We start from the raw sequence: 20,189 nt of genomic DNA on the forward strand, positions 1-20,189 counted from the left end.
TCGGGTCCGTGAGAGGTTTGGCTATTAATAGCGGCAACCTGAGTAAATACCAGCAGAAGCGTCAGGGTTTCCGGGCGTTTTTTTTCTTCTTCGCATGAAAATGCCGAAAATGCGCATCTTGCGCCGCCGCCAGCAATTCCCTATCCCCGCGCGTATCGCCCCAGGCCCTGAGCCGATATTCCCCCAGGTCCCCATACACTGCCTCGAGCCGCAGCACCTTGTTCTCGCAGCGGCAGTTATTTCCCGTGAGCTTGCCCGTCAACACTCCGTCGATCACCTCAAGCTCAGTCCCGATCAATTTGATCCCAAGCCGATCGGCAAAGGGCTGCAACACCAACGCGGGAGATGCCGAGCACAGTGTCACCACTGCCCCCGACCCCAGCTCATGCTCCACCGACAGCACCCCGGCCGGCCGCATCAACCGCGCCCAATTGCGCTGGCAATACTCCTCGGCCTTCTGCTGCACCCACGCCTTCTCCACACCGGTCATAAAGGTACGGATCAACTGCGCCTTCAACTCATCCCGGCTGATCTGCCGCACCAGAAACCGCAGCGCGGGCACCGCAAGCTTGACCATGCGGCCATAGAACTCGCCGGGGCCAAAGGCAAACTTGAGGAAGGGCACGAAACTGTCGTGGTGGGTCAGGGTGCCGTCGAAGTCAAAGACGGACAGTACTTTGGCGCCCACGGGGCCGGCTTCAAGCATGTCTGGGTTCACGGGTGGTCCTTGATCAGGTGGAGCGGGTTCATAGCGTTCTGACTGGCGCACGTCGGTCGGGTTCAGGCGGATGCTGCTCCGCGATGGCGACCGGCCAATCTCCAGGCTTTGTAGTGTGCGGGCGTGTTTGTTCACCCCCGATGGTCGGCGAAGTTTACTACCCCAAGGCCAAGGATTGGAGTTTCTGAGTCCACTGCAAGCTCGTCGTTACGGAGGGGGAGCCAAGCGGCGCGAGCGGATTACATGAATGTTTAAATTTCCTACAAAAATCTCACACCGTTTAAACAGAAACGTCCGATATTTCCTATTTTCAAGTTCTCGTATGGTAAGTGCCAAAAACAACAAGGCGCTGACCCTATGGCAAATCACAGCTACATGACCATCAATGGCAAAGAGCAAGGCTTGATCTCCGCGGGATGCTCGACTCTGGATTCAATTGGTAACACCTGCCAGGACGGGCACAGAGATGAAATCCTGGTGCTGTCTTTCCAGCATCACATAGCCAACCGCGGCAACGTGAATGCCGCGACACACGGGCCGGTGGTGATTACCAAGAATATCGATAAGTCCTCCCCTTTATTGGCGGTAGCCCTTTCCAATAGGGAAGAACTCAACTGCGTGATTAATTTCTATCGAAGCTCAAGTACCAGTGGCTATGAAAAATACTACACGGTCGATATTCGTGGCTGCGTCATTGCCGACCTTACCCTCGACGTACCCCATGCGGTTCTGCAACACGATGCGCAAGCACAAGAACATATGGCCCTGCGTTATCGCCAGATTATCTGGACCCATCATCGAGCCAGTACGAGTGGCTACAGCTATGGGGAGTTGGACGAAAAATGAAAAAGGAAAGTCGTCATACAGAGCCAACGTTTCACGATATTTGGGTAGTGAGCCAGGCGGCAGGAAATCTGACTAATCAAGCTTGCACGATAAGCGCCCGGCATATTCAGGATGGAATAGTGCGGCTGCAATTCAATCGGGAGGTTGCTTATTACGCGCGCAGTATTGTCAGGGATGTTGAGGAGGGAAGAAAGACGGTTGATCAAGGATTGATAGAGATAAAAGAAGAACAGCGCAGTTTGATGAGTCAGTCGATGGAAGTCGCTCGCAAGGGCGTTGGATTGATAGCAGGAGCGCTACAGTTCAAAACGGGGGCGGAAATTTGCGCGGCCTCCTTGGGTACTTTGTGCGTGGTAGCCGGGTTACCAATGATTGCGCATGGTTCCAATAACATATACGAGAATGGACGGAATTTATGGGAAGGGCGTTCTGATACTGAGGGGCCGGTAAGGAAATTTTACCGAGATACAGCGATGGCCTTGGGATGGGAAAAAGAGGATGGAGATTTTGCGTATGGAATGTTTGACTTAGGGACATCTGTTTACAGTACGTGGCGACTCGTATTAAAACCCGACTCCTGGCGTTTGTTTCGATATATAGATACTGATTACGTTCGTGGTTTCACACGAATGGGGCCGGGTACAAAGGCTGTTGACTCGGGGGCCTCGGCACTAACTATTGATCAACTGTATAAAGCAAAAGAAAAGTGATGTGCTGGTTATTGGTTCTACTCGAGATGTGTGGGGTTTTATTGGCTTTCTGGTTGAAATCTGTTCTTTCTAGTCCGCGCCTTGGCGATGCGCAGCTTATTTTTGGAGTTATTGTTAATTCGATTTTTATATGGGCTTATATGCATATGATTCAGCACGATGATTTTCCATTTTTGGGGTATAGACCGGATATCTTAGAAGATTGCAGTTTTGCTGGGTGGCTTACTTTTGTATGTATATTTGCCCACGGATTTGCAATCCCCGCGGAACGGAAGGTGAGGTTTTTGTTTGGCTTGGTTAATTGTACGAGGCGGACGCGATGACAGTATGGTTCTTGTTTACGTTTCCCTTATTCGTTTTATGGGGCATCCTGAGTGCTTATACGCTGAGGATCAGATTTTCTGGGGAGAAACTATGGGATTTTCTAGGGGTGAAATTCATTGTCTGCATGATTTTTAATTCTGTATTCGGGTTTGTTTATTTTCGGATTGTTAAGTTTCAAGAGTTTCCGGTGCTGGGGTTTAGGCCAGATTTGATAGCTGATTATCCTTTAATTAGCTATATCGCCATTTTCTGCATTTATATACACGGATTTGCTTTTCCTGTTGAGAGGGAGTTGAGGTGGTGGTTTTGAGCGGTTTTTTTTGCATCACTGGACGCAGTCTGCAACTCCCTATCGCAAGGGAGTTTTATTGACTGCGGAAGACGTTTTGGATAGGTGGAATAACTGTGAGTGACTCGATTTTTTACACGGGCTATATTTTTTTACTATTGCGTTTTATGTCCCGTCTCTACTGGCTAGCCAGTGTTGGTCAGGGCGCAGGTTTTCAACGAGTAAATTCATAGGTGTTATTGTTTATAATATTTTTTGTGTCTATGTTCACATGCGATTCGTAGATCGTGGGGTTTTGCCTATTGTTGGCGAGAAAAATAATGAGGTTTTAGGTTGGGCTTCTTTTGTTGTGATATTTATGTATATGTTTTCAGTTCCTATGCCGTGGGAAGGAAAAAAATTGAAATTCATAAGTAAGTATTTTAAATCTTGAGTTTTATATTCCGTAAGGTGAACTGATCTTCTTTGGTCGTTATGCGCATGGCTAACATTTATAAGACTGTGCATGTTGGAGTAAGGACAGTGGTTTTTGAATGGTTCGTCCAGGCATCACCGGACTAAATAAAAAAGGTCGCCCAAGGGCGACCTTTTTTGTACTTGTTTAACGCTTCAATCCCAGCTCAACGCGCCGCCGGTCTGGTACTCGATCACACGGGTTTCGAAGAAATTCTTCTCTTTCTTCAAATCCATGATCTCGCTCATCCATGGGAACGGGTTGGTGGTGCCTGGATATTCTTCCTTCAGACCGATCTGCGACAGACGACGGTTGGCGATGAACTTGAGGTAGTCCTCCATCATCGCCGCGTTCATGCCCAGCACGCCGCGCGGCATGGTGTCGCGTGCGTATTCGATTTCCAGTTGCGTGCCCTGCAGAATCATCTGGGTCGCTTCTTCTTTCATCTCGGTGTCCCACAGGTGTGGGTTTTCGATTTTGATCTGGTTGATCACGTCGATACCGAAGTTCAGGTGCATCGACTCGTCGCGCAGGATGTACTGGAACTGTTCGGCCACGCCGGTCATTTTGTTGCGGCGGCCCATGGAGAGGATCTGGGTGAAGCCGCAATAGAAGAAGATGCCTTCAAGGACGCAGTAGTAGGCGACCAGGTTGCGCAGCAGTTCTTTGTCGGTGTCGACGGTGCCGGTTTCGAACTTCGGATCGGAGATCGAACGGGTGTATTTCAGGCCCCAGGCGGCTTTTTTCGCGACCGATGGGATCTCGTGGTACATGTTGAAGATCTCGCCTTCATCCATGGCCAACGATTCGATGCAGTACTGGTAGGCGTGGGTGTGGATCGCTTCTTCGAAAGCCTGGCGCAGGATGTACTGGCGGCATTCCGGGTTGGTGATCAGGCGGTATACGGCCAGCACCAGGTTGTTGGCGACCAGGGAGTCGGCGGTGGAGAAGAAGCCCAGGTTGCGCATGACGATGCGACGTTCGTCGTCGGTCAGGCCTTCGGGGTTTTTCCACAGGGCGATGTCGGCGGTCATGTTGACCTCTTGCGGCATCCAGTGGTTGGCGCAGCCGTCGAGGTATTTCTGCCAGGCCCAGTCGTACTTGAAGGGCACGAGTTGGTTGAGGTCGGCGCGGCAGTTGATCATGCGCTTTTCGTCGACGGCGACGCGGGCGGAGGCGCCTTCGAGTTCGGCGAGGCCTTCGGCGATGTCGAGTTTGTCCAGGGCGGCCTTGGCGCGGATGATCGCGGCGGAGTCACTGGCGGTGACGGCGCGGGCTTCGATGGCGGCAGCGGCGCCGGCACCGTCGAGGCGGTCCATGTTGGCTTCGGTGGCGTGGCCGGCGTTGGCGCCTTTGATGGCGACTTCGCCGTCTTCTTCTTTGTCGAATTCGTCCCAGCTCAGCATGACGTGTCGTCTCCTGCGTGAGGGCTCAAGGGTGCCCGTGTGAAACCGGATGGTTGGGTGTTCACACGGCCCTCGGGCCGCGGTGGATCTTAAGGAATCGTTTGTTGCAACAGCTAGCGCAGGCATTAAACGCAATTGGGTGTACGGGTACTCTGCGTGAGGCTTGAGGGGCGGAGCGGTCGATGCGTGCTCCAGCGGAGGCCTCAGGTCTGGCTCTTCGTCCCTGTGTAAAGGGATATTGCAGGCCCGATTTACCCGCGCATTATAGGGAAAAATTCGGGTTTGTGTTGCGACCGATGGTCCCGATCGAGCGCTGCAATGACGTGGTTTTCGACCAAAGCGCGGGTTTATAAGGCTTTGCTGGCGTTGGAATTTTTTGACGGACGGCGGGATGTTTTTTGCAGGATGGATGAAGTGGCCTTTCAGGGCCTGGAAATGCGGGGGGAGGGGGGAGGGGCTTGAGTTTTTGGTATGACTGAGATCGCTATTGCGAGCAGTCCTTGAGGTGTTTCAGCTGTCGGGCCTTGGCCGCAAGAACGATTTCTTGCGGCGAACAAGATCCGGATTCAGATCAAACTAACGACGTTATTATCCGTTAGAGCAACCGTTACCCATTACATGGTAATTAAGAATGTGACGCTGACCTTTGGAGTCTTCATATTCCATCTTGGCCGGTACAACTTCACATACTTCCGGGATCGTGCTCATGGACAGAACTTTGGCGATGTCCAAGTGAGTGCTGTAGGTGTAATCCTCAACAATCGGTGCATTCTTGCCGGCCTGCTCAGTCGGGGCCTCTTCGGCCAGGGCGGCGGTGGCGCACAAGCTGCTGAGGGCCATAACTAATAAAGCTTTCATTACTGTCTTTACCTTCTTCAGGGCGAAAGGGGTCACGGGGCCCTTTTGGGGCCACGTGTGTAACTTAGGTTTGGAACATCCGGATTAACATGCCTTCGTGGGGGCTGTAACTAGGTTAATCACGTTGCCTTGGTTGGCGGAATTGATTCTAGGCCTGGCGGTTATATTCATATAGCCGTGCTTTTGATAAACACTATTGGCGGTTTTTGTAACAATCCCGTGGTAAAGGTTTTTTTACGCCCCCGAAAAGCCTCGCAGCCCGCGGGGCAGAGCGGTAAAAGGGCATGGCAGGGCAATTTGTAGGGGCTTGTTACTACCATCGTCGAATGGTTCTATAGGGCTTCCCCGGCTACAACGGGGTCATACAACAACAAATATATCACCGAGGTAAGAAAGATGAGTGCGGCTTCCCTGTACCCCGTCCGCCCCGAAGTAGCAGCCAACACGCTGACCGACGAGGCGACCTACAAGGCCATGTACCAGCAGTCGGTGGTCAACCCCGACGGTTTCTGGCGTGAGCAAGCCAAGCGTCTTGACTGGATCAAGCCTTTCACCACGGTGAAGCAGACTTCTTTCGACGATCACCATGTCGACATCAAGTGGTTCGCCGACGGCACCTTGAACGTTTCCTACAACTGTCTGGATCGCCACCTCGCCGAGCGTGGCGACACGGCAGCGATCATCTGGGAGGGCGATGACCCTGCCGAGAGCCGCGTCATCACCTACCGCGAACTGCATGAAGAAGTCTGCAAGTTCGCCAACGCCCTGCGTGGTCAGGACGTGCACCGCGGCGACGTGGTGACTATCTATATGCCGATGATCCCCGAAGCCGTGGTCGCCATGCTGGCCTGCACCCGGATCGGCGCGATTCACTCGGTGGTGTTTGGCGGTTTCTCGCCGGAAGCCCTGGCCGGTCGCATCATCGACTGCAAATCCAAGGTGGTGATCACGGCCGACGAAGGTGTGCGCGCCGGTAAGAAAATTCCGCTGAAGGCCAACGTCGACGACGCCCTGACCAACCCGGAAACCAGCAGCGTCCAGAAAGTCATTGTGTGCAAGCGCACCAATGGCGACATCAAGTGGAACCAGCATCGCGACATCTGGTACGAAGACCTGATGAAAGTGGCGGGCGCCGTGTGTGCACCCAAAGAGATGGGCGCTGAAGAAGCGCTGTTCATCCTCTACACCTCCGGCTCCACCGGCAAACCCAAGGGCGTGCAGCACACCACCGGCGGCTACCTGCTGTATGCGGCCCTGACCCATGAGCGCGTATTCGATTATCGCCCTGGCGAAATCTACTGGTGCACCGCCGACGTCGGCTGGGTCACCGGCCACACCTATATCGTCTATGGTCCGCTGGCCAATGGCGCGACCACGTTGCTGTTCGAAGGCGTGCCGAACTATCCGGATATCACCCGGGTGGCGAAGATCGTCGACAAGCACAAGGTCAACATCCTCTATACCGCGCCGACCGCGATCCGCGCGATGATGGCTTCCGGCACGGCCGCCTGCGAAGGCGCCGATGGCAGCAGCCTGCGCCTGCTCGGTTCGGTGGGCGAGCCGATCAACCCTGAAGCCTGGGACTGGTACTACAAGAACGTCGGTCAATCCCGTTGCCCGATCGTCGATACCTGGTGGCAGACCGAAACCGGCGCCACCCTGATGAGCCCGCTGCCGGGCGCCCATGCGCTCAAGCCGGGTTCCGCGGCCAAGCCATTCTTCGGCGTGGTACCGGCGCTGGTGGACAACCTGGGGAACATCATCGAAGGCGCTGCCGAAGGTAACCTGGTGATCCTCGATTCGTGGCCAGGCCAGGCCCGCACCCTGTACGGCGACCATGACCGTTTCGTCGACACCTACTTCAAGACCTTCCGTGGCATGTACTTCACCGGCGACGGCGCGCGTCGCGACGAAGATGGCTACTGGTGGATCACCGGCCGTGTGGATGACGTGTTGAACGTGTCCGGTCACCGCATGGGCACCGCTGAAATCGAAAGTGCGATGGTCGCTCACCCGAAAGTCGCCGAGGCCGCCGTGGTCGGTGTGCCGCACGACATCAAGGGCCAGGGCATTTATGTCTATGTCACCCTCAAGAATGGCGAAGAGCCGAACGAAGCGCTGCGCCTGGAACTGAAGAACTGGGTGCGCAAGGAGATCGGGCCGATCGCTTCGCCGGACGTGATCCAGTGGGCGCCGGGCTTGCCGAAGACGCGGTCGGGGAAAATCATGCGGCGCATCTTGCGCAAGATTGCCACTGGCGAATACGACGGCTTGGGGGACATCTCCACCCTGGCGGACCCAGGTGTCGTGGCGCATTTGATCGAGACGCACAAGACCATGAGCGTCGCCTAAAGCGGGTTGGTGGTACAGAGCCCCATTCGGTGTGAGCCGGATGGGGCTTTTTTGTGCGCCGCTGTGGGAGGGGGCTTGCTCCCGATAGCGGTGGGTCAGTGCCAAGCGTATCGACTGATACACCGCCATCGGGAGCAAGCCCCCCCCTCCCACAATGGAAAGGCATTTCATGTCATGCTCCAGTGCGGTTATGACTTCAAAATGAATAAATATCGGTTTTTCTCGTAGGACGTTTCTGAATGTTACCGGGCAATGCACATGTGTAACCCATCGCCCAAAGATGAGGCAAAGTGCTACGCGCGCGCCCGCAAAAGCTGCGTTTTAGACCGCTTCGCAAACAAGGTTAAACGCCAGACTTGCCGTGCCAGAAGGGTTTGCGAATAATAGGCCCGCAATTTGCAGTGTTTACAGGTTTAATGTCTTTTGCCTCTGCATAAAATTCAGAGGCTGTCAATGTGCTGGAACCGCTTTCTCAGTGCTTCTGTAAATTGTTGTCGCATTGAGGAAATATCGGCTTCCGGCCTGTCGTTAGAATGCCGATCACTCGCTCGTCGTCACCAGGGTTGAACTGGTGCGGGACGCAGCGCCGCTATTCGGTTTCACTCAAGTCGCATCGTGGGCTATGGCTCATACTGCTGTTCTGCCCTATACCGATGGAGTCCCAAGATGAAGAAACTCGTGCTGTTGGGCGCCCTGGCGCTGTCCGTGCTGTCCATGCAGGCTTTCGCCGAAGGCAAGCCGCTGAAAATTGGTATCGAAGCGGCCTACCCTCCGTTTGCGTCGAAAGCGCCGGATGGCAGCATCGTCGGCTTTGACTACGACATCGGCAACGCCCTGTGCGAAGAGATGAAGGTCAAGTGCACCTGGGTCGAGCAGGAATTCGACGGCCTGATCCCGGCGCTGAAAGTGCGCAAGATCGACGCGATCCTGTCGTCGATGTCCATCACCGAAGACCGCAAGAAATCCGTGGATTTCACCAATCGCTACTACCTGACCCCGGCGCGCCTGGTGTTGAAGGAAGGCACGGCGGTCAGCGACAGCCTGGACGAACTCAAAGGCAAGAAGATCGGTGTGCAGCGCGGTTCGATCCACGACCGGTTTGCCAAGGAAGTGCTCGCGCCTAAAGGTGCCACCGTCGTTCCTTACAGCTCGCAGAACGAAATCTACCTGGATATCGAAGCCGGTCGCCTTGATGGCACCGTGGCCGACGCCACCCTGTTGCAGGAAGGTTTCCTCGACACGCCTGCCGGCAAAGGCTATGCGTTCACCGGCCCGTCCTTCACCGACGTCAAATACTTCGGCGATGGTGTAGGGATCGCCGTACGCAAAGGCGACAAGGAAAACCTGGACCGCATCAACGCGGCCATCGCTGCGATCCGTGCCAACGGCAAATACAAAGAAATCGAGAAAAAGTACTTCAACTTCGACATTTACGGCCCAGAAGCCAAGTAAATCGTCGCAGCGGTCTGTCCACAATGGCGCAAGCAACAGAATTCCTGCGGTTTGCGCCATTTTTTCATCCCCCTTTTCGAGGACCTGAATCATGTTGAAAGGCTACGGGGCCGTCATCCTCGATGGCGCATGGTTGACGCTTCAGCTCGCCCTGTCGTCCATGGCCTTGGCTATTGTTCTGGGTCTGATCGGGGTTGCGTTGCGCCTGTCGCCGGTGCGCTGGTTGGCCTGGCTGGGTGACTTGTACTCCACGGTGATCCGTGGGATTCCCGACCTGGTGTTGATCCTGCTGATTTTCTACGGCGGTCAGGACCTGCTCAACCGCGTCGCGCCGATGCTCGGCTATGACGACTATATTGACTTGAACCCCTTGGCCGCCGGTATCGGCACCCTGGGTTTCATCTTTGGCGCCTATCTGTCGGAAACCTTCCGTGGCGCCTTCATGGCCATTCCCAAGGGTCAGGCCGAAGCCGGCCTTGCCTATGGCATGAGCCCCTTCCAGGTGTTTTTCCGGGTGATGGTGCCGCAGATGATCCGGCTGGCGATCCCCGGTTTCACCAACAACTGGCTGGTATTGACCAAGGCCACTGCGCTGATTTCGGTGGTGGGCCTGCAAGACATGATGTTCAAGGCCAAGCAGGCGGCGGATGCCACCCGTGAGCCTTTTACCTTCTTCCTCGCAGTGGCGGCGATGTACCTGGTGATCACCAGCGTATCGTTGCTGGCCCTGCGTCATCTTGAGAAGCGCTACTCGGTAGGCGTAAGGGCGGCTGATCTATGATCTTCGACTACAACGTCATCTGGGAGGCCATGCCGCTGTACCTTGGCGGCTTGCTGACCACCCTGAAACTGCTCGCCATCTCGCTGTTCTTCGGCCTGCTCGCCGCGTTGCCCCTGGGCTTGATGCGCGTGTCCAAACAGCCGATCGTCAACGGCGCGGCCTGGCTGTACACCTACGTGATCCGCGGCACGCCGATGCTGGTGCAGCTGTTTCTGATCTACTACGGCCTGGCCCAGTTCGAGGTGGTGCGCGAGAGCTTCCTGTGGCCGCTGCTGTCCAGCGCCACCTTCTGCGCGTGCCTGGCATTTGCGATCAACACCAGCGCCTACACCGCCGAGATCATTGCCGGTAGTCTCAAGTCCACGCCCAATGGCGAAATTGAAGCGGCCAAGGCCATGGGCATGTCGCGCTACAAGCTGTACCGCCGCATCCTGCTGCCATCGGCCCTGCGCCGCGCGCTGCCGCAGTACAGCAACGAAGTGATCATGATGCTGCAGACCACCAGCCTGGCGTCCATCGTCACCCTGATCGACATCACGGGTGCCGCGCGCACGGTGAACGCGCAGTTCTACCTGCCGTTCGAGGCCTATATCACCGCCGGCGCGTTCTACCTGTGCCTGACCTTTATCCTGGTGCGCCTGTTCAAGTTGGCCGAGCACCGCTGGCTGAGCTACCTGGCTCCACGGAAGCACTGATATGGAACGTATCGATCACCTATTGCCCTGGGGCCACCTGGGGTGCGAACGCCAACTGAGCGTATTTCGTTTCGGCAGTGGCGAGCGCAAGGCCTACATCCAGGCCAGCCTGCACGCCGATGAACTGCCCGGCATGCGTGCCGCCTGGGAGCTGAAAAAGCGCCTCATCGAACTGGAACGGCAAGGCGCCCTCAATGGCGTGATCGAGCTGGTGCCGGTGGCCAACCCGATGGGCCTGGGCCAACTGCTGCAAGGCAGCCACCAGGGGCGTTTCGAGGTGGGCAGTGGCAAGAATTTCAACCGTGATTTCGTTGAGTTGAGCGAGCCGGTAATCGCGCAACTGCATGGCAAGCTCGGGGATGATCCCCATGCCAACGTGCGTACGATTCGCCAGGCGATGAGTGATGTACTCAGCGCTTTGCCTGCGCCGAGCAGCCAGTTGCAAGGCATGCAGCGCACCCTGCTCAGCCATGCGTGCACCGCCGACATTGTCCTCGACCTGCACTGCGACGCCGAAGCCGCGCTGCACATGTACGCGCTGCCCCAGCACTGGCCGCAGTGGCGTTCGCTGTCGGCGCATTTGAATGTGAAAGTCGGCCTGTTGGCGGAAGATTCCGGCGGCAGCTCGTTCGATGAAGCCTGTTCGCTGCCATGGTTGCGCTTGTCCCGAGCGTTCCCCGAGGCGCAGATCCCGTTGGCATGCCTGGCGACCACCCTGGAACTGGGCGGTCAGGCCGATACCGGCCGCGATGAGGCGATCTTCCACGCCGAAGGCATCCTCGCGTTCCTCGCCGAACAGGGCCTGATCCACGGCGACTGGCCGGCGGCGCAACACGAGCCGTGCGAAGGCATGCCCTTCGAAGGCACTGAGTTGCTGTTTGCACCCCATGCCGGGGTCATCAGTTACCTGCGTAAAGCCGGTGATTGGGTCGAGGCCGGCGAGCCGATTTTTGAAGTGATCGATCCCCTGGAAGACCGCGTGAGCATCATCTGCGCGGGCACCTCGGGAGTGTTGTTTGCCGTTGAACGGCTGCGTTATGCCCAAGCGGGTTTCTGGCTGGCCAAGGTGGCGGGGCGCGAAGCGCTGCGGCACGGGCGCTTGCTCAACGACTGACCACCTGTTTTTGTGAGAACCGACCGCATGTACAAACTTGAAGTCCAAGACCTGCATAAACGCTATGGCAGTCATGAAGTGCTCAAAGGCGTGTCCCTGGCCGCCGCGGCCGGTGATGTGATCAGCATCATCGGTTCCAGCGGTTCGGGCAAAAGTACCTTTTTGCGCTGCATCAATCTGCTGGAGCAGCCCCACGCCGGCAAGATCCTGCTCAATAACGAAGAACTCAAGCTGGTGGCCAGCAAGGACGGCGCCCTCAAGGCCGCCGACCCCAAACAGTTGCAGCGCATGCGTTCGCGCCTGTCCATGGTGTTCCAGCATTTCAACCTGTGGTCGCACATGACCGCGTTGGAAAACGTGATGGAAGCGCCGGTGCATGTGCTGGGCGTGTCGAAAAAAGAGGCGCGTGAAAAGGCCGAGCACTACCTGGCCAAAGTCGGCGTGGGCCATCGCAAGGATGCGTTCCCCGGTCATATGTCCGGTGGCGAGCAGCAGCGTGTGGCGATTGCCCGCGCCTTGGCGATGGAGCCGGAAGTGATGCTGTTCGACGAGCCCACTTCGGCGTTGGACCCGGAACTGGTCGGCGAAGTCCTCAAGGTGATGCAGGATCTGGCCCAGGAAGGCCGCACCATGGTGGTGGTGACCCACGAAATGGGGTTTGCCCGTGAAGTGTCCAACCAGTTGGTGTTCCTGCACAAAGGCATCGTCGAAGAGCGTGGCAACCCACGGGAAGTGCTGGTCAATCCGCAGTCCGAGCGGTTGCAGCAGTTCCTCTCCGGCAGCCTGAAATAACCATGCCCACCCCTGGAGGAGCGAGCTTGCTCGCGAAGACCGTCAACGATAACGCGGGGAACCTGGCACCCCCTGGCGCTCTCGGGGTTTTCGCGAGCGAGCTCGCTCCTACAGGTGGGCAGGTTTACAGCGGTTTTGAGATTTGTGTTCATTTACGGGCTAGCATTGGCCCACGGCTTCTTTCACTGTTCTTCGCTTCGGATAGCCCTCCATGACTGCCCATCGAATTGGTTTCCTGATTTGGCCCAGCACAAAAGCACTGACGCTTGCGCTGGCTGAGGAGGCCTTGCGCGTCGCTCAGCGGGTGCATCCTGAGGTGGTCTACGAACTGTCGTTCCTGCAGGCCGAACCGCAAACCTCGGGGGACTGGCAACTGCCGGGCGAGCCATGGGCCGGCAAGCTGGAAGGCTTCCAGAAAGTGTTCCTGCTGGCGGACGAGCCGCCCACCGTGATCGCCTCCCAACTGAGCAGCGCCCTCAAGCAACTGGTGCGCGCCGGCTGTGTGATCGGCGGCTTGTCGGCCGGGGTGTACCCGCTGGCCCAGCTCGGTCTGCTCGACGGCTACCGCGCCGCCGTGCACTGGCGCTGGCAGGACGATTTCGCCGAGCGTTTCCCCAAGGTCATCGCCACCAGTCACCTGTTCGATTGGGATCGTGATCGCCTGAGCGCGTGCGGTGGCATGTCGGTGCTCGACCTGCTGCTGGCGGTGCTGGCCCGGGATCACGGCGCCGAACTGGCCGGTGCGGTGTCCGAGGAGCTGGTGGTGGAGCGCATCCGCGAAGGCGGCGAGCGCCAGCGCATTCCGCTGCAGAACCGCCTGGGCTCCAGCCATCCGAAGCTGACCCAGGCGGTGTTGCTGATGGAGGCCAACATCGAAGAGCCGCTGACCACCGACGAAATCGCCCAGCACGTGTGCGTTTCGCGACGACAACTGGAACGGATCTTCAAGCAATACCTCAATCGCGTCCCCAGCCAGTACTACCTGGAACTGCGCCTGAACAAGGCCCGCCAGATGCTCATGCAAACCAGCAAGTCGATCATCCAGATCGGTTTGTCCTGCGGCTTCTCCTCGGGGCCGCACTTCTCCAGCGCCTACCGCAACTTCTTTGGCGCCACCCCCCGTGAAGACCGCAACCAACGGCGCAGCAGCAGCCCGTTCGAGTTGTCGTCGGTGCCGTCCGAGCGCGGCTAGGCGGCGTCCTACTCCTCCATGGCCTCCGGCGTGCTGGGTGGCGTCAGCTCGATCTGGTTTTCGTCAAGCGTCGCCTCTTCCACGCCAAACTCATAACCCGTTTGCCGGTAATACGCGCGCAAGATCGCCATGCTCGCGGCGGACAACGGGTTGCCGCTCAGGTCCGATTCGTCGTCGAGCGGCAGCGGCATTTCCAGCAGGTCCGTCGACAAATGCTGGATCAGGTTGTCGCTCAGATCCAGAGCCCGCAGGCGCGGCAGGCTGAAGGTCCCCAATGGCACTTCGCTCAGCCCACAATTGTCCAGGTACACCATGGTCAGCTTCGAGAGGTTGCGCAGGTCCGGGCTCAGGGTCAGCGGGTTGTCGCTCAAGTCCAGTTGGTTGAGCTCGGCCAGGCGCGACAGTTGTTCGAGGTTGTCCGGGGTCAGGCGGATGCTGTTATAGCTGAGATTGAGCTGCTGCAATTGATTGAGGTCGAAAACGCTGTCGGGAATGTGCTGGAGGGCATGGCGCTCCACGCTCAGGCTGGTCAGGTTGGGGAACGCACGCAAGAATTCGCCGATGCCTCTGCGGTTGCCGTCGCCCGTCAGTTCCAGCTGCGTGACATGCTCCAGGCGCGCATTGAGCGCCGGCAGGTCACCGAGCAGTTGGCCGTTGAACACCAGTTTGTGGGTGCGTCGCGCCGGCCATTCATGCTCGTCGTGCTGTGTTTCCCGGCGCCAGCAGCGCAGGAGCAGTTCCTTGAAGCCCAGGCGGTGAACCTGTTCCGTGGCGCGGGCGTTTTCGTTGACGAATGGATCGCGCACTTGATCCATGGGCGGAACGTTCAGGGCCCAGTCCTGCAGGTTATTTTCGAGCTGCTCGTATTCGGCGCTCAGGCGGCTGATATGGACGTCGGCGTCCTCCAGTTCGCCGGGCAGCTCGAAAAATATACGCTTGTTGTCGCGTTCCGAGAGGCTGGGGTAAAGGGCCTTGAGGCGCTGCAGTTGGCTGACGGGGACGTCGGCGTTCCAGTGCTCTCCCTTGTCCCGGCAATAGCTTTTCAGGCGCTGCAAGGTCGAGGGCGACAAGGGGTTGGCCGACAGGTCGAACGCGGCGCTGACGGCGGGCGGTGCGAGGAACGCGTCGTCGGGCAGTTCGCGCAGGCTGTTTTGGCTCAAATCCACCCTGGCCCGCATCGTGGTCGGGGTAATCAGTGTCAGGGGCAGTTCGCGCAGGCCGGTGTTGTGCAGTGACAGGCTGATCAGGTGGGGCATTTGGCTGAAGTCCGGCAGCAGTGTCAGGGGGGTGTTGTCCAGATTCAGGTGTTTGAGCCCGGCCAGGCTTTGCAGCGTCTGCGCCGTGGCAGGCGACAAGTTGATCGCGCAGCGGTCGAGCGTCAGGTAGGAGAGCTGCGACAAGTGGCTGATCTGTGGCAGCTCACCCAGCACAAAGTTTTCGATATGCAGCGCAGTGAGCGCTGGGAAACTGCGCAGGAAGCCGTCCAGATTCAAGTGTCCTCCCGCACCTTTGAGCGCGAGCACCGCCACGTGATTGAACGAGGTGCGCAGCGTAGGCAGTTCGCCGCTCACCGGAATGAACAGGTTGAATTCATAGCTGGGCGTTGGCTGTCCTTCGGGGGTGTCGCCCGAGGTGATATCGCGTCGCCAAACGGCCTCCAGGGCGTTGACGAAACGCTGGCGCAGGGCTTGTTCCTCGGCACTGACGCGGCTGTCGTTGGCCCAGTCCGCGGTGTCCAGGCGGATGGTGGGGTAGTCGCGCTCCAGTCGGTTCATCTCGATTCGGCCGGCGGCCAGGTCGCCGGGCAGGCTAAAAATGAAGCGGTTGATTTGATCGTCGTTGAACGTGGGGAACAGTCGCCGGGCCTGCTCCGTGTCACCCCGGACCGGTGTAGCTTCCAGGTAGTGGTGGGTGCGCTGGAAGTAGGCTTTGATGCGCTCCAGTGCTTGGTTCGAAAGCGGGTTGTCGGACAGGTCGAAATGCCGCGTGACGTCGATGGGCAAGTCGAACAGCGCGGCGGGCAGTTCGCCGATGCGGTTGTTGGACAGCATCACGAACGTCAGGTGGTTGCGGCTCAACAAGCCCGGCGGCAGTTCGTCGATACCGGTGCTGGCCAGGTCCAGATACTGCAATTGCGGCATCTGTTCCAGGTTGGGGGTCAGGCTCAGGGGGTTGTTGTACAGGTCCAGGGTCAACAGGCTCGTCATCCCGTTGATGGTGGCTTGGCTTTGCGCGGTCAGGCGGATGTTGCAACTGCTCAGGATCAGTTCGTTGAGCGTGTTCATCGAGGCGAGGCTTGGCGGCAGTTCATCCAGGCTGATATTGCGGATGTTCAAGCGTCGCAACCTTGGAAACAGTTGCAGGAAGGCCTCGACGTCAAGGCGCTGGTGCGCGCCTTGCAGTTCCAGGTGGGCGATGTGTTCAAAGCGTGCTGTCAGGGTCGGCAGCTCGCCCAGCAGTGGGCCGGACAGCCGCAGTATGTGGCCGTTGCTGGCCGGTGGTTCGTAGAAGTTGTCGATCGCGGTTTCCTGGCGCCAGGCCCGGCGCAACTGGTGGGCGAACAGGCTGCGGTCGCGGCGCAGGTAGTCATGTTCGGTCGCGTTCAATGGGGCGCCGGTGAGCGGGTGCGCACGGGGTGTTTGAGATTCCCAGACCACCAGGGCGAGGTCCAGTTGAATGTACTCGTTCCTCAGGCGCGTGAGTGCCAGTTGGGCGCCGCCGGGTGTCTGGTGCAGGGCGGCGAGCATTTCACTGATCTTCGCCGGTGGCAGTTGCGGGCGCAGGGTCTGCAATTGTTGTTCAAGCGATGGCCCGCCGCTTGGGCCCGGCAGTTCGGGAATGATGGGAGGGTAGCCGTCCATGCCGCCGCGCAAGCGCATGACGTTGGGGTCGTAGGCGGGTTTGAGCAACGGGTCGGCATCGAGCAGTGCGCGCACGGTTGGGCGGTCCATCGGATATTCGCCGATCGCCTGTTTGAGGCGCGGGCCCTGGCCGATATGGATGTCCAGCGCATCTCGCGCGCTGTCGGGCAGGGCTTGCAGCACGGCGGTGTAAAAGTCGGTGCTGCCAAACAGTGCGCCCTGGCTGTTTTCCGGGATGTACTGGCCGTCTGGCGTGGCCACCAGGGTGCGTCTGGTCAGGGCATGGGTGGGGCCGATGGCGTCCAGCAGCTCGCCGTCGGTGCGGTATTGCCTGACTTCCAGGCGCACCCAACTCGGCCAGCCGCTGAGGTTTTCCAGCGAATGCAGGGCGAGCCGGCAGGTGTCCGGATTTTCCACCGTGTCCAGGTATAGCCCCTCATAGGCGCGGGTGGTGCGCACCTCATGCAGCGACCACTCGGCAAGCTCCGCCAGGCGCGTCGGCACCTGGCCGGCATCGATGGCCTTGAGCTCCTCGCCACTTGCTGCGGCTAGCAGTTCTGCGGCCAGCGTTGAGGGCAGGCCGGGGCGTGAGGCGCTGTCGATGATTTTCTGCACCCTGGGCTCGGTGGTGCGGTCCAGGCCACGGTAGCGCGACTCGAACAGCGAGAAGCGCTTGTCGTGGGCAATGCGCGCGAGTTTCTTGCGCAAGGCCGTGGCGCGGGTGCGACTGGAGGCGGGGGGCAGGCCGAATTCCTCTTCCAGCAGGGCCTTGCGCTGCGGCTCGTTCAGGCCTTCGATGAGGGTGGGCAGCAGATCGCCGTTGTGCAATTGCGCTTCCAGCACTTGCACGGTGCTGGCATCGGCATCGCCGGGGAATTCCCACAGGGTGGTGCCGCTGGCATCGAGTACGCGCAAGGTTTTGCTCGAAGGCCACAATCCATAGCTGATCAGCAATTGCAGTTGGGTTTGCGGATCGGCCTTGGTGTAGATCGCCGGATCGTCGCTGTTCATCTGCGCCAGGAAGTCCTGCAACTGCTGGTCGATCTTGAAGCGCTTGAGGGTGTCGGCCAGCAACGGCGGTGGCGTCTGCCGGGTGCTGTGCATTTTGCGCAGGGTGTTGTCGTGGGTGGCGCTGCTGTCGCGGATTTGCGCCAGTTGCCCATCGCTGAGGGTGTCGGTCTGGTAGCCGAGGCGGCGCATCAGGGTGGTGCGGTCCCAGCTCAAGGGGTTTTCCAGCTCGGTGACCCAGGCGCCGTGGCCGTTGGTCATGACGGCGGGTCGATAGGCCGCAGGACGCGTGGGGTGCTGGATCGCATAACCATTGGCGTCGGCGTTTACGTGATAGTGCGCGCCGTTGAGGGCGAGGATGGTTTTGTCCTGGTGCTGGTACAGGCCTTGCGCGTCAGGGCGGGCGTCGGCCGGTAGGGTCAGGTCCTGGCGATAGGGGTTGAGGTCGGGTTGCCATAGGCGGCGTTCGCCGTTGGGCAGCTTGACCGGCTTGAGGCGGTCGATGAACGCCAGCATCTCCTTGGGCAAGGCCTGGCGCAGCACGTCCTCGGCGATGGGCACGCCCGTGGCGAACAGGCCCAGTTGCACCAGTTGCTCCATCAGGCCCAGGGCGTGCCCCAGGGCTTCGCGTTGCAGGCCTAGCGCCCAATCGACGATCCCTTCGAAGGCTTCATCGAGCATCTGGTAAGCGGTATACGCCAGCATCAACGCACCTAAAGGCGGGATGAACGGCAGAGCGACGAAGGCGACGATCTGCAACAGGGTCTCGCCGATTTTCTGCAGGAATGCCCAGCGCTCCCAGCGCGCCTTCTGATCGACCCGGGCGGTAGAGACGGCACGGCTCTGGGCGTCTGTCTGCAGCTTGCTCAGTTTCATCTGGAACAGATGGGCGAACAGGTCGTCGCTGATCCTGAGGGCGCGAAATTGCAGGTTGGGGCGTTGGGTCGGCGTGTCGCGCCAACTGGGCAGCGGATCGCCGGCTTGATGCGGATGCCATGTGACGTGGCTGAGCCGCTGATTGAGGTCGGCAAAAAATACCCCGGCGTCTTCGTGGCGGACGAAACGGCTGAAAAACCCTTGATAGTCCGTGTCCCGCAGCCGTGCGACCAGGCTGTGCATGAACGCGGCGCTGCTGGGGTAGTGTTTGATCGGGTGGAGCGGATTGTCGGGAATATAGGCGATCAGCGGTACGACTTCGCGACTGCTCTCAAGGTCCGGCGAGAACAGCACGATGCCGGTCAGGCGGCAGTCCATGATCGCCAGGTCATGGGCCAGCAGCGGCGGGCAGCCGTTGTGGGTGGCGTGGCCATTGTTGATCAGGTTGAGCAGCGCGTCGTGGCTGGCGGTGGGCAGGTCGTCTTTCAGCAAGGCCATGTACAGCGCCAGTTTCAGCGCCGCCAGATGGCTTTGTTTTATCCAGTGTTCCAGGCCGGCGCGGGCCACGGGGTTGCCCAGGTCCAGGTGGTTATCCAGATAGCGTTGATACTGGCCGCCGATGTCCAGGCGTCGGCACAGCTGAGTGAACTGCGCGATGCTGATCTTCGCATCAAGGGCGGGCAGGGGACTGAACTGGCCGTTGGGCGTGGGCCGGGTGCTGAAGCCGGAATGTCGCTCGTAGGTTTCGTCGGCCTCGAAGTTGTGCAGCGCCGCCTCCAGCAACGAGACCGACCACGTCCGCGCCGCCCCCTGTTTGACGGTAAAGCCGGCGAGGGTGAGCGGCACATACAGTTGCAGGTAGGTGGTGCGCACATCGGTGTCGATGCCGAACTCATCCTTGAGCGCCGCCCGCAGGCGGTCGGCGCCGAAGTCTTCGGGGCTCTGGAGCGCCGCCAGGGCCTGGTCCACGCGGTTTTGCGCGGCCCAGGCGGCGCCGTTGAGTTGCTTGAGGTGCGCCCGTTGTTGCTCGGTCGCGTGGGGGGACACGTCGACAATGCCCGCTGTACCGGCGGCCAGCGCGGCGCGCTTGGCGGCACTGGCGTTGCCCAGCCAGGGCGGGATCGCGTGGGTGAGGATGTCGAGGTGCGGGGTTTGGGTTGCGGGGTGTTGCGCCATGGGCCTGTCCTTGATGGCTTTTGAGTCGGCTCAGCAAACCAGTGTGTCGGGGCGGGCAGGCGGTAGACAGTTAGTGCGGCCCGCCTGCGCTGATTTGCGAAGATGCCGTCATCACCTGCCCACGACGTCCTTGCACGGTTTAAACTGCGCCATTGCGACGCTATTTGTCGCATTGGCGTAAACCCGCTGAAAACGCGGGTTGGCGCTATAAGAAGTTGTCGCTTGGCGACAAGGTCGCGCTGAAAACTGTCCTTACAATCCCTGCATCGCCCGCCAGTTCCAGGC

At 59.0% G+C, this 20,189-nt stretch carries 13 protein-coding genes; 9 read left to right on the forward strand and 4 right to left on the reverse strand.

Translation table 11 applies throughout. The features are described 5' to 3' along the window. Positions 1 to 61: 61 nt before the first annotated feature. Positions 62 to 706, reverse strand: a complete 645-nt coding sequence (locus tag BLR63_RS30575; protein WP_010567036.1) for an HAD-IB family hydrolase — start codon at positions 704 to 706, stop codon at positions 62 to 64. Positions 707 to 1,075: 369 nt separating this feature from the next. Between BLR63_RS30575 and BLR63_RS30580 the strand changes: the two genes are divergently transcribed. Further along, positions 1,076 to 1,564 (forward strand): Hcp family type VI secretion system effector, encoded by a 489-nt coding sequence (locus BLR63_RS30580; RefSeq protein WP_010567035.1) that lies wholly within the window; start codon positions 1,076 to 1,078, stop codon positions 1,562 to 1,564. Further along, on the forward strand, positions 1,561 to 2,274 hold the full coding sequence (locus BLR63_RS30585) for a DUF4225 domain-containing protein (RefSeq protein ID WP_010567034.1): 714 nt from the start codon (positions 1,561 to 1,563) through the stop codon (positions 2,272 to 2,274). Before BLR63_RS30580 ends, BLR63_RS30585 begins: the two co-directional genes overlap by 4 nt. 1,222 nt (positions 2,275 to 3,496) lie before the next feature. Here BLR63_RS30585 and BLR63_RS30595 read toward each other — a convergent pair. After that, a complete protein-coding gene (locus tag BLR63_RS30595; RefSeq protein ID WP_083365990.1) occupies positions 3,497 to 4,747 on the reverse strand; it encodes a ribonucleotide-diphosphate reductase subunit beta in 1,251 nt (416 codons plus the stop codon). Positions 4,748 to 5,335: 588 nt separating this feature from the next. Continuing rightward, on the reverse strand, positions 5,336 to 5,605 hold the full coding sequence (locus tag BLR63_RS30600) for a DUF2790 domain-containing protein (RefSeq protein WP_010566618.1): 270 nt from the start codon (positions 5,603 to 5,605) through the stop codon (positions 5,336 to 5,338). Positions 5,606 to 6,001: 396 nt separating this feature from the next. Here BLR63_RS30600 and acs point away from each other — a divergent pair, with 396 nt between their 5' ends. The 7 genes from acs to BLR63_RS30640 all read left to right on the forward strand — a co-directional run bounded on the left by acs (position 6,002) and on the right by BLR63_RS30640 (position 13,983). Next, positions 6,002 to 7,957 (forward strand): acetate--CoA ligase, encoded by a 1,956-nt coding sequence (acs, locus tag BLR63_RS30605; protein WP_010566617.1) that lies wholly within the window; start codon positions 6,002 to 6,004, stop codon positions 7,955 to 7,957. 666 nt (positions 7,958 to 8,623) lie between these two features. Next, the gene (locus BLR63_RS30610; RefSeq protein WP_010566616.1) at positions 8,624 to 9,409 is read left to right on the forward strand and encodes an ABC transporter substrate-binding protein; all 786 of its coding nucleotides are present in this window, start codon (positions 8,624 to 8,626) and stop codon (positions 9,407 to 9,409) included. A 91-nt stretch (positions 9,410 to 9,500) separates the two neighbouring features. After that, positions 9,501 to 10,190 (forward strand): ABC transporter permease, encoded by a 690-nt coding sequence (locus BLR63_RS30615; RefSeq protein ID WP_010566615.1) that lies wholly within the window; start codon positions 9,501 to 9,503, stop codon positions 10,188 to 10,190. Beyond that, positions 10,187 to 10,885, forward strand: a complete 699-nt coding sequence (locus BLR63_RS30620) for an ABC transporter permease (RefSeq protein WP_010566614.1) — start codon at positions 10,187 to 10,189, stop codon at positions 10,883 to 10,885. The genes BLR63_RS30615 and BLR63_RS30620 overlap by 4 nt, the downstream gene beginning before the upstream one ends. A 1-nt stretch (position 10,886) precedes the next feature. After that, positions 10,887 to 11,999, forward strand: coding sequence for a succinylglutamate desuccinylase/aspartoacylase family protein (locus BLR63_RS30625; protein WP_010566613.1), 1,113 nt, complete (start codon positions 10,887 to 10,889; stop codon positions 11,997 to 11,999). 27 nt (positions 12,000 to 12,026) lie between these two features. After that, positions 12,027 to 12,791, forward strand: coding sequence for an ABC transporter ATP-binding protein (locus tag BLR63_RS30630; protein WP_010566612.1), 765 nt, complete (start codon positions 12,027 to 12,029; stop codon positions 12,789 to 12,791). Between the two features lie 211 nt (positions 12,792 to 13,002). After that, a complete protein-coding gene (locus tag BLR63_RS30640; RefSeq protein WP_010566611.1) occupies positions 13,003 to 13,983 on the forward strand; it encodes a GlxA family transcriptional regulator in 981 nt (326 codons plus the stop codon). A gap of 8 nt (positions 13,984 to 13,991) precedes the next feature. Here BLR63_RS30640 and BLR63_RS30645 read toward each other — a convergent pair whose 3' ends face one another. Further along, positions 13,992 to 19,904, reverse strand: coding sequence for a dermonecrotic toxin domain-containing protein (locus tag BLR63_RS30645; RefSeq protein ID WP_010566610.1), 5,913 nt, complete (start codon positions 19,902 to 19,904; stop codon positions 13,992 to 13,994). Between the last annotated feature and the right edge of the window lie 285 nt (positions 19,905 to 20,189).

Origin of the sequence: Pseudomonas extremaustralis (genome assembly GCF_900102035.1) — a bacterium.
In the GTDB taxonomy this organism is placed as follows: Bacteria; Pseudomonadota; Gammaproteobacteria; order Pseudomonadales; family Pseudomonadaceae; genus Aquipseudomonas; species Aquipseudomonas extremaustralis.